Here is an 11255-nt window from a genome sequence, read left to right on the forward strand (position 1 = left end):
ACCCTTACACAGAAAGACATTGCTTCGATTTTTGCCAATTGTTTTCTATCTAGAACGAGCTAATCAATTGAGTCTCTTGCCATATAAGGATTTAGTCGATTTATGCCACCTGATCGAATCATACCAAGTAACGAAGAGCCGTAAATCGTAGTCATCCAAAATCTCCATTTTTCTTCGGTTTTCTGGAAACGAGATGGGCTGAACAACCTTAGCCCATTGCTTCATCCTTCCCCTTTGCGTGAGTAGTTTTGGCAACTTTGGTGTTGGGTTTATATCTCTACTGTGCGTCGGGGTCAGTAACCATCTATATTGTCATATAAAGCCGTCCTCAAAAGACGGGGTTTCAGACCCAAATTTTCGATGAAGCGCCTTTTTCTTTTAGCGATCGCCTTACTATTGGTGTCCTGTCAGAACCTTCCCGCACGGTAGTCAGGGGTTCGGTACACGACGGCGACACGATTAGGGTCGATTGTGACGGAAAACAGCAAAGAATCAGATTCGCCTGTGTCGATGCCCTCAAGGGGTGACAGAACAGTTAAAAAGCTTGCTTTATAAGGCTCATAGCCGTTAACCCTTTGGAGAAATAAGGGTTTTTCTGGGGTTTGAGGCGGATCAAAGAAAAGGCAAGTTCCGAGAAAGTATCCATCGACTCAACCCAAAAAGTACCATAAGTACCTATCCAAAAATCACGGCTCTTCTCGTTTCTGTGTGGGAGTAAGAAGAATAGGGATAATTTTCCAGAAATATAGTCTTCAAAGCCTTGCCTAGCAAGACTCCTACGAATGATAAGCACTGATTATCACACAAAGTCGAGAAGAGCCGCAATCTGACAGGGGGACAAGCCAGCTGAAAAGCTTATGTAGCATGGAATACAGACACAGACTTCCAAAAAAGATATAGCGGTAAGCGCTTGAGTGAGATACAGACCAAGCTTTGCCTAGCATGGTTTATAGCTCGTGACACTGTACCTCATACGACTGCACACCGCTATAACTAGGGTTTGCTGAATAAATAATCGAGAATATCTAACTTAAGGAGAGGAGAGGATCAAGGCATTGGAAAACTGGTATTTCCCTGCTTTGACGGTTAATTTGCCCTTTTTCCAACCCAAAGAAACAGGAGAGTTATCTCGACTTAAACTGTTATAAAGGGCGAAATTTTTTGACCAATCGTGCTTTTGACCGTTACGAATTAAAATCGGCAGTAGATTGATTTGATTATAGGTCAATTGTAAACTCTGCCCTTGACTGCCTTTAAATAAAACCCTGCCCTGCTTAATTTGAGTTAAATTTACTTGACTTTTTTGCTTAAATATGCTCTTGAAATTCTCATAACTACCCTGGGTTGCCGCTTCCCCCACTTCCAGAGCAAAACCCGCATAATTGTTACCTGTGGGTAAAGCTTGGTAGGTATTATCATCGGGATAAGGGGAATTAGGAATCTCGATCATTTCAGGAGAAGAAAGATTTATTAATCTCAGGGCTAACCAAGTTTTTTCTAATTGAATAAACCAGATATTATCATCTTTTTCTACCTTGGCAGTTTTCGGTAATTGCCAGAAAAAAGCTTGGTCTGCTGGACGTAACCAGATTAAAAGATTACGATATTGTCCGATCTCATCCCCGGTATTTTTGCCCGGTTTTACGCCATTTTTGCCAGTGTTAGCCACAAAAAAATCCACCCCTTTGTGTTGATTAAAGGCCATTAATTTAAACGGGGCCACATCGCCATCGGGGAAAGTTCCCGCCAGACTACCCATTTGATAACTAGCCCCGATAAATTGAGTTTCCCAATAACCCGGACTTTGATTATTGCCCGGTTTCCAGTTTTCATACAGGGGTTTACTGGCGAGAATTTCTACCGGTTTATTAAAGTTTTTTCGGGCTAATTCCATCACTGCCAAAGGAGGACGATAACCACTGGTAATTAGATAAAGAGAGTCCAATTCCGGGCGATTATTGGGGACGGGAGTATCACCAAAGTATAGCCAAAAAGTGCGGGATGCGTGCGATCGCATTACGCCATGGCCATCACCATAATCGCGTTTTACAGGGCCACCCCAACCACCGCGATAATATTTAACACTAGCGGCCATGGATAACCAATCTAAGGCCATTTTTGCCCATTGTTTAACTTCCGTATCTTGAGCAAAATCGTAGAGATTGAGATAGGGAGCAAAGGTGTGACCGTGATAAACTTCTGAATCCCATTCTCCCATACCGATGTTATATAAAGCTGAAACGTAACGCTTAATTTTACTTTTATAAATTTGACGAGTTGCTTCATTTCCGGTTTCTTCGGCCATCAGATAAACCGATGTTTCGCGCATCGCTCGCAGGTTATCAGTATTGCGACTATCTACCCATAAACCCCGTCTTGTTATACTCCAATCATTACCCGTTCCTTGGCCCGTACCGTGGATAGGGTGGGGCCGTTGTAAAGGGTCGGTTTCTGTCCAAATTTTCGCCGCATTATACATTCTCTGACGATAAACTGGATCGAGATACTTTCCGAGAAGAAAATACTTTCTAATTTGTCCTTTCAGGGTAAAAGAAAAATAATAATCTATATAATCAGTGTGGGCCTGTTCCCGTTTTTGTGGGTCATCCTGCTGCAGGAAATCTAGGGCTTTTTGCTGGTTTCCTGCCAAGAAATCAAACATGGCCATAGGATAGGATCTTTTCTCGTTTTCTCCCCACAAATTGCCATAACTTTCTGCCTTAGCAAAATGGTTAATAACTTGCTTGGCCCTTTGTTGAAATTCTGCCTCTAATTCCGGTGTCCAATCGTTAAGATATTGGGGTTTAACTTCGGCAACGGGGAAGGAAGCGATCGAGTTTTGAGAAACAGAATAGAGGGAATTAAAGCCAATAGTAAATAGGGCAATTATTACCGCTAAAATTAGATATTTAATTCTAGATCCAATCGTCATCTTCGGCAAATTCATCGATGTTTCCTTGATTTTCTGGGGACTGAGGTTGATTCTCTTTATCTAATTGTAAAGGAACTGGTTCAGGAGGGATAATTTCTGGTAATAATTCTTCGGGTTTTTGACCATCTACCTCCACCACAATCATTTCTGTGACGGGAAACCAAAGTATGCGGCCTTGATCGTCACAAACCGTCAGCGATCGAGATTTATCTGGAGTCTCGGTTGCGAAGAAATCTCCTAACATTTTGGTGGGTAAAATATTCTTACTTTCACCCCCACTAACTCCTAGGAATATATATTCGTTACCTGTGGTCAAATGTTGGACAATAATCGCCATAGTTAAAAAATTCAGTCAATGAAATGTACTTATTGATAAGCTGTTGACTCTTGAATGATAGCTTTCAGCCATGAGCTTTCCACTGATAACTGATAACTGATAACTGATAACTGATTACTGATTACTGATTACTGATTAACTTGACTGCCGTGACTGCGAGGATCGGTTTGACTAGCGCCCGCAAGGATATTAAAATCAGAAGCCTGTCCCGTAGTGGTGGCATAGGGTAGGGTAGAATTAGTTAAAAGTGCTTCTAAATTAGCAGTTAAAATTGATTTTGGTTGTTCTCCGATCGCTTGGGCAACTGGTTGTCCTTGATTATTTAAAAAGACAAAATGGGGAATACCATCCACGCGATAACGGAGAATTTCCGGCAACCATTTATTATTATCAACGTTGAGCATGACAAAATTAATGGCATTACCGTATTGTTTTTTAATTTCGGCAATTTCAGCGGCCATCGCCTGACAACTGGTACACCAATTAGCATAAAATTCTGTCAGGGTGGGTTTACCATTGCTGAGGGCAAGATCGAAAGGTGTCGCTTTTTCCGCTTGCGCTTCCAAAGATACAGAACTAGCGGTGGTTTGAAACCCCAAGAAAATCGCTACACTAAGAATAACTGCCGTTACTGCCAGCAGCAGATTTCTGATTTTATTGGTGGGTGTGGTGGCTGTCATGGATAGTCTCTCAAAAATTATTCCTATCCTATCCTATCCTCATGAAAAAACGCGTTACTCTCACTTTTCCCAAAAAAGCCGTCCATATGCCCGTTACCTATCGACTGGCGAAGGATTTTAATGTCGCCGCTAATATTATCCGCGCCCAAGTTGCCCCCAATCAAGTGGGAACATTAGTATTAGAATTATCGGGAGATATCGATGAGTTAGAAGCGGCGATCGAATGGTTACAATTACAAAATATTGGCGTTTCCCAAGTTAGTCGCGAAATCGTCATTGATGAAGAAAAATGCGTCGATTGTGGGTTATGTACGGGAGTTTGTCCCACGGAAGCTTTAACCCTTGATCCCGAAAGTTTTCGTCTCAAGTTTTTGCGTTCCCGTTGTGTGGTTTGTGAACAATGTATCCCCACTTGTCCCGTGGCGGCAATTTCCACAAACTTGTAAAGTAGCAGTTATTAAATTAATTTTTTTGCCCATTTAAATAATAGCCATCTCTGGAGATTTTAAGCCTTCATTTGTCTCCAACGCGGTTAATCGTCACAAATATCCCGTTCCCTTTCTGCCTAAAGACCCTTTCTCCGATACCATAGTTAAAAAGAGATTGCTGACTCTGGCCACATCTGTGGGGATTACATACCATTAATCATGGTTTTTTTGCAAAAAATACAAAAAACTTGACATGACTTCTGCCGTTCCTCGCCTTTCCTATCCTGATAGTCCGATTGCTGATCTTCGCGGCCTCTATAACTTTATCCTCAACCCGCAACTGTTAGCCGCAGAAAAGGGAAATCCGTCGATCGTTAGTTTTTGTCAAAAAATTTCCCCCGTTGATCCCCTAGAAATTCTCTCTCGGATTGCCTCTAGCTATCCCACCCATTGTTATTGGGAAAATCCCGAACGAGAAACCGCTTTTCTCGGCTACGGCATCGCCTTTGCTGCCACTTTCCACGGCAAACAACGTTTTTTAAAAGCTCAAAAATTTATTGAAAACTGTCAACAAAGAATTATTAAAATTGATAACTATAGCGAGATTACTCCCCGCATCTTTTGTAGTTTCACTTTTTTCGACTCGGAAAGAGCTACCCCCTTTCCCTCAGCTATCCTAACCCTGCCTAAGTTTCAAATTATCAAAAAACAGTCGGAATATTTTTTCCTTACCAATCTCCTAATCACCAGCGAAAAAGAAATAGAAAACTCCCTCGAAGAAACTATCAACAACCTCAAAATTATCCAAAATAACTCGAGCAATTGCCGACAAAATCCCCACCAGGCTCCCTGTAGTTATTATATTCATCCTACCTATAATTTTCAAGCGGCTGTTGCCGATGCACTCCAATCTATCCATGCTCAAAAATTTAGCAAAATTGTCCTCGCTCACGCTCTTGACGTGATTTCTCCCCGTCCTTTTCATCTGGTAAACTGTCTCGATAATTTGCGTCAGCGTCATCCCGATTGCTATACTTTTTCCCTCGGCAATGGACGGGGAGATCATTTTATCGGCGCTAGTCCCGAACGCTTGTTAACTGTCCATCAGGGGCAATTAATCACCGATGCTTTAGCGGGATCCGCCCCCCGGGGAGAAAATGCGATCGAAGATGCTCTCTTGGCCAATAAACTCCTCGCTAGTGAAAAAGAACAACGGGAACATCGGGCTGTTAGTGACTTTATTAACCAAAAACTGCGACAAATTGGCTTAAATCCGCAAAATTCTCCCTCTAGATTGTTAAAACTCTCCAATATTCAACATCTCTGGACTCCTATCCATGCCAAACTAAAACCCTCCATCCATCCCCTCGAAATTGTTGCCCAACTACACCCCACTCCTGCTGTTGCTGGGGTTCCCACGGAGATCGCTTTAGCACAAATTCGTCATTATGAAACCTTCGATCGCTCTCTTTATGCCGCTCCTTTGGGTTGGATCGATTGTCAAAATAATAGTGAGTTTATTGTTGGTATTCGTTCGGCCTTAATTGAAGGCGATCGAGCGCGATTATACGCCGGTGCGGGTATTGTTGCCGGTTCCGATCCGGAAAAAGAACTAGCAGAAATTCAGCTTAAATTTCAAGCTCTCTTAAAAGCTTTAACTTAAACTGTAGCTTGTTACCGAACTAATAACTTAAATAAGTCTAATTTACCCTTAAAAGGCGGATATTTTAAAGCGGGATTGAACCAAAGAGGTGTTTTCATAATGGCTTTTTGGTGACTAAAATTCTCAAAGGAAAAACGACCATGATAGCTACCGATACCGCTATTTCCTCGACCACCAAAGGGTAAACTAGGATTAGTAAAATGAAAACTATTGTTGTTAATACAACCTCCCCCAAACTGGACTGATTCTAACCATTTCTTTTCGGTCTTTGCCTTGGTAGTAAACAGATAAAAAGCTAGAGGGTTAGGGTTTTTAGCAATAATTGCTAAAGCTTCCTCAAAAGTGCTAAAGGCAATGATCGGTAAAATTGGACCGAATATTTCCCCTTGCATAATAGGAGCATCGAGGGAAACATTAGTTAATAAAGTTGGTTGAATATATAAATTTTCTCGATCGGTTTTGCCTCCAAAAACAATCTCACCATCTTGGAGAAAGTCAATCAGGCGATCAAATTGTTTCTCATTAATTATCTTACCATAATCAGCACTTAATCTGGCATCTTCACCGAAAAAATTAACAATAGTGTTTGCTAATTCTCTGATCAAATTCTCCTGCTGGGATTGATGTACCAAAATATAATCAGCTGCGATACACATTTGACCACAATTAGAGAATTTTGTCACGGCAATGCGACGGGTTGCCACGGAAATATTAGCATCAGCTTCGATAACACAGGGACTTTTTCCCCCTAATTCTAGAGTAACGGGAATTAACTTTGCTGCCGCTAGTTGATAAATAATTTTTCCTACCCTTGTACTGCCAGTAAAAAATATCTGATCAAAGGTAAAACTGTCTAACATATTCGGAATTACTTCCGCACCATCTCCTGGGACAATTAACACATATTCTTCGGGGAATATTTCTTCAATTATTTTAACTACTAATTTTTCCGTCGCTGAGGCAAATTCACTCGGTTTTAATACCGCACAGTTACCAGCAGCAATAGCGCCAACTAAAGGCACTAATAACAATTGGAGGGGATAATTCCAAGCACCAATAATTAAAACCACTCCTAAAGGTTCTCGAATAATCTGACTGGAGGATGGGAAATTTAAGAGATTAGTTTTAACAGTTTTGGGTTGCATCCATGAGCGCAAATTTTTTAAAGCGGTATTAATTTCCACCAAAAGGAAGCCATTTTCAGTAATCCAACAATCTTCGGGACTTTTCTTTAAATCGCTATATAAAGCTCGATATATCTCTGCTTCATATTTAATGATTGCCTGTTTTAACTTCTCTAACTGCTGACGACGGAATTGATAGGAACGAGTTGCACCACTGGCAAAATACTGACGCAATTTGGCTAATTTTTCTGAGTTTGACAGCATCGAAATAATTCCTAACTTAATGATGAAATTCTACGGCATCCACTGGGGACGAATTCCCGCTAGAGGTAATTCAATTAAATCAGATTTACTGGCTTTTACTCCATCTTGTAGGGGAGGAATTAACATCCACAAACGACCACCGATAATTGTTTCTCCCGAATCGGTAGTCAAGGGATTAGTCGGATTAGTATCATAACTGGTGCGAAGTTGATCAAAAATAATTGCTAAACCATCGGGAGATAAACTAATGTGAATATCACGATAATCAGCTAATTCCAGTAGGGGAGTCACTTGACCGGTCTTCACATCTATTTTAGCAAAATAGGGTTTTTCTTTGTACTCTTGACTGTTAGTAACTAACTCGGTTAACAAACAATACAAATCACTACCGGTGGCATTAAATTGACAATCTATAATCGAACCTTGTAGATTGAGTAAGCGTTTTTGTAATCCTTGATTATTGACATAAAAAAGCGATCGAATATAACGCATTTTGGCATTATCAGTATTAAAATTTACCATTGCTGCGGCCGTACCATCGGCAGAAAAATTCAAAATTCGCCCAAATTTTGGTAAAAAATCCAGGGGTTTTGTCTCGAATTTTAAGGGCAAAAGCGCAATTCCTTCCCCCTGGGTGACAGCCAAAGTTTTACTATCAGGTGCAATCAAAAATTCTCCGCCTTGGATGTTTAATTGTTGGGGTTTTTCCCCCGATTTAACTGCCCATAAATCGAAGTTAATCGGATTGCGGCGCTCAATTCTCTGCACGACAATAGTTTCCCCATCTTTAGCTAAATCAAAGTGATTATTTTGATAATCTTTATTGTCTAGCACTAACTCAATTTTTAGAGGCGATTGACTGCTATCAACTTGGTAAAGCTGCAGTTCACGAATTCCCTCTATCCCCAGATTTTTCGCCACGGCCGAAAAGAGGATTTTTTTACCCTCAGGATAGAATTCAAAAGCCATAACGGTCAAATTTGCGGGGGTTAAGAGGGTTTTCTTCTCCTCGGTCAAGTTATAAAAAATTAATCTTCCCTGTTCTTCCCCATTAGTGCCAATATAGGCAAAAGCACGATCGCGACTTTTAAATTCTCTTTCAAAAATTGCCAGGGTTTGTCCTAATCGATTACCGCTGCGAAATTGTTCCCGCGCACCTTCAATTTGCAGATGATATTTTTCTCCGTAGGGAATGGGAGAAGTGAGGGTATAAGCTAATCGTCTTCCGGCCCAACTAAACTTACCCGGCAGCGGAGGATCGATAACTAGATTTTTTTCTACACTAGCATGATCCATGGGGCGATCAAAAGTGATAATAAATGCTTGATCTTCTGAGCCAATTGCTCGATTTTCCCAGCTAAATTCCTTGACTCTTGGGCCGGTTTGTAAAAGACATTGATTACCACAGCTATTACCTAACCAAATTAAGCCGCCAATTACTAAGGTTAGCGATACAATTAATGTTATCGCTAATTTATCAATCGGTTGTAGTTGTAAGGTTTTCAGCATTATTAAGTAATGTAGTTATTGAAGATAGATTTTGCCTTTGATCCCCCCTTAATAAGGGGGGTATATGACAATTTTTAAGGCCTACCTACTTAGTAGATATTTGGGAACAACGGATAACTGATAACTGATAACTGATAACTGATAATTAATAACTGTTAATATCCGTAGGGATCCACAGGAGTGGGTATAGATTTCACGGATTTAGCCTTAATTACTAATTGTCTTCTGGTGGTTGATTTTCCCACCTCTACGGGTAAAGATTCCGTGGCCATTTCTCCGGTAATTTCTAACCAAGTGTCATTGGGATATTGACCGCGACTTCCTGATAGTTTCACCGGCAAACCCACGGGATAAGCATCCACGGCACAACAGGTAAGAATAAAGCGACTAATTAATAAATAATTATCTGGTAATTGGGGCAATTGCACCACAAAACCTGTGACTTTTACCGGTTGTCCTGTGTAAGCATCAGGTTCGGGGTAAGCATTCAAAGTTCTTACCCATTCAATTAAACTTTTTTCCTCTGGTTTAACGGTAGTGCCAAAGGATTGAGTTTGCAAGCGAGTTAGGGGTAAAGATTCACTAATTCCCCTCTGTAATGCGATTTGACTGCTGAGGGGCTGCGGGGTGATAAATAGGCCTAAAAGGGCAGTTATTACTAATAAACCTGAGCCAAAATGTTGGGGAAGAATGGTAATATGCGATCGATTATCGTTACTATCTAAATTAATCTTTTTTTGCCACTGTTTTAATAATGTCCAAAGCTTGACTATTCCCAGAACAAATAAAGCAATACTGGTGATAAGAACCAGAATAAAATAATTAGGATGTATCAGTAAATTTAAATGTCCAGTTATCCAGTATTTAAATAGTAACGAACCCCAACCGATTAGGGCAATAATATCGATAAATTGGGGGGCGATTATTTTTAGACGTGATGAATTCATGGGAAAAACTATCCAGGGACTGACCTAAAATAAATAACTGTGAGCCAAGGTGAGTAAAAAAGTCATTTGCGCTGCTAAAGCAAAGAGATAAATTAACATTCTCGGTTTAAAAATAGACAACATTAAACCAATCCCTTTCAGGTCAATCATTGGACCGAACACTAGAAACGCCAGCAGGGAACTACTGGTAAAACTAGAGGCAAAGGAGAGAGCAAAAAAAGAATCAACCGTGGAACAAATCGAAACAATTACCGCTAACAGCATCATGGCCAAGATCGAAGTAATCGGATCCTGACCCAAATTAAGAACAAATTCCCGGGGAACAAACACCTGTAAACCGGCCGCTATAGCACTTCCTAAGATTAACACTCCTCCTAATTCCCGTAATTCCATCACCACGTTTTCCACAAAAGTTAACCAGCGCCTTTTCATCGGGATAGCCTGCACTGCTGGTAGGACAGCAGTAGCGGCAAAACTTTCATCTAAGCGCAAAGTTTGCCCAGAATTACCGATCAGAAAAGAACCGGATTGTAGTAGTAGTGGGATAGATTCTTTTTCCGGTGTTTGCGGTTGCCAATTGAGACTTTTTGCCAAAGAGGTTTGTAGGAGCGGTCGGGGATCTTTTTGGATACTAAAGATAATACCGATAACCGTAGCGATGAACAAAGAAAAGATAACTCGATAGAAAACAATTTCCGGTTGATCGCGAAAAGCTACCCAAGTGGACCAGATAACAATCGGGTTAATTGTCGGCGCTGCTAAGAGAAAACTAACCGCTACTGCATTCGGCATTCCTTGCACAAGTAAACGTCGCGCCACGGGTACATTGCCACACTCGCAGACGGGAAACAAAAAACCAATACATCCCCCCACAAATGCTCCTAAAACAGCATTTCGAGGCATCAAGGCAACTAGGCGACGTTCATCGACAAATATTAAAAGAATACTAGAGAGAATCACCCCTAGCAGTAAAAAAGGCATCGCTTCCACCAACAGGCTCAGGAATAGGGTAAAGGCATTTTGTAGTTGACTCATCTATCCTCGCCTTGGCAATTAGAGGTTTAGGGGTAAAGACTTAGGAACCCCAGAAAAAGGTTCATCAGTCCGCTCCCCGGCTTTTTAACATTTTTTTAATATATCCGATCGAGTGACTTCTGTGTTGTCAGGGGACAGGAGCCAGTTATCAGGGGACAGGTTTTAGGTTTTGGGGTTTTTGGGTGTTAGGGTGTTAGGCTGTTAGGGTTTTACTTGAAATTCCCCCACTTCCCCACTTCCCCACTCCCCCACTTCCCCACTTCCTAATTCATAATTCCCACTCTCCACTCACCTCACACTTGGAGGACTCGATTAAGTTTGCCGCTTTGATAACCT

9 protein-coding genes are annotated in these 11255 nt (G+C 41.1%); 2 read left to right on the forward strand and 7 right to left on the reverse strand.

Going from position 1 to position 11255, the window contains the following annotated elements; all coding sequences use genetic code 11:
* Positions 1-1030: 1030 nt before the first annotated feature.
* The 3 genes from IM477_RS07550 to IM477_RS07560 all read right to left on the reverse strand — a co-directional run bounded on the left by IM477_RS07550 (position 1031) and on the right by IM477_RS07560 (position 3949).
* Positions 1031-2947: a hypothetical protein gene (locus IM477_RS07550; protein ID WP_287731189.1), complete on the reverse strand. Its 1917-nt coding sequence runs from the start codon at positions 2945-2947 to the stop codon at positions 1031-1033.
* Positions 2916-3269 carry a hypothetical protein gene (locus IM477_RS07555; protein WP_002780578.1) on the reverse strand — a complete coding sequence of 118 codons (354 nt, stop codon included), beginning with the start codon at positions 3267-3269 and terminating at the stop codon, positions 2916-2918. The genes IM477_RS07550 and IM477_RS07555 overlap by 32 nt, the downstream gene beginning before the upstream one ends.
* 128 nt (positions 3270-3397) lie before the next feature.
* Positions 3398-3949 carry a thioredoxin family protein gene (locus tag IM477_RS07560; RefSeq protein ID WP_287731190.1) on the reverse strand — a complete coding sequence of 184 codons (552 nt, stop codon included), beginning with the start codon at positions 3947-3949 and terminating at the stop codon, positions 3398-3400.
* Between the two features lie 41 nt (positions 3950-3990).
* On the opposite strand from IM477_RS07560, the gene IM477_RS07565 reads away from it, so the two are divergent.
* A complete protein-coding gene (locus IM477_RS07565) occupies positions 3991-4395 on the forward strand; it encodes an NIL domain-containing protein (RefSeq protein WP_004163818.1) in 405 nt (134 codons plus the stop codon).
* 235 nt (positions 4396-4630) lie between these two features.
* On the forward strand, positions 4631-6040 hold the full coding sequence (locus IM477_RS07570; protein WP_287731191.1) for an isochorismate synthase: 1410 nt from the start codon (positions 4631-4633) through the stop codon (positions 6038-6040).
* A gap of 11 nt (positions 6041-6051) precedes the next feature.
* Here IM477_RS07570 and IM477_RS07575 read toward each other — a convergent pair whose 3' ends face one another.
* From IM477_RS07575 to IM477_RS07590, 4 genes are all read right to left on the reverse strand, one after another.
* Positions 6052-7428 carry an aldehyde dehydrogenase gene (locus tag IM477_RS07575; protein WP_190721499.1) on the reverse strand — a complete coding sequence of 459 codons (1377 nt, stop codon included), beginning with the start codon at positions 7426-7428 and terminating at the stop codon, positions 6052-6054.
* A gap of 30 nt (positions 7429-7458) precedes the next feature.
* A complete protein-coding gene (locus tag IM477_RS07580; RefSeq protein ID WP_287731192.1) occupies positions 7459-8937 on the reverse strand; it encodes an Ig-like domain-containing domain in 1479 nt (492 codons plus the stop codon).
* 155 nt (positions 8938-9092) lie between these two features.
* Complete coding sequence (locus IM477_RS07585) at positions 9093-9884, reverse strand: TIGR03943 family putative permease subunit (RefSeq protein ID WP_287731193.1); 792 nt, start codon at positions 9882-9884, stop codon at positions 9093-9095.
* A gap of 24 nt (positions 9885-9908) precedes the next feature.
* On the reverse strand, positions 9909-10919 hold the full coding sequence (locus tag IM477_RS07590) for a permease (protein ID WP_002760364.1): 1011 nt from the start codon (positions 10917-10919) through the stop codon (positions 9909-9911).
* Positions 10920-11255 lie beyond the last annotated feature (336 nt).

The sequence above is a fragment of the Microcystis sp. M090S1 genome (assembly GCF_020246295.1).
GTDB lineage: Bacteria > Cyanobacteriota > Cyanobacteriia > Cyanobacteriales > Microcystaceae > Microcystis > Microcystis aeruginosa.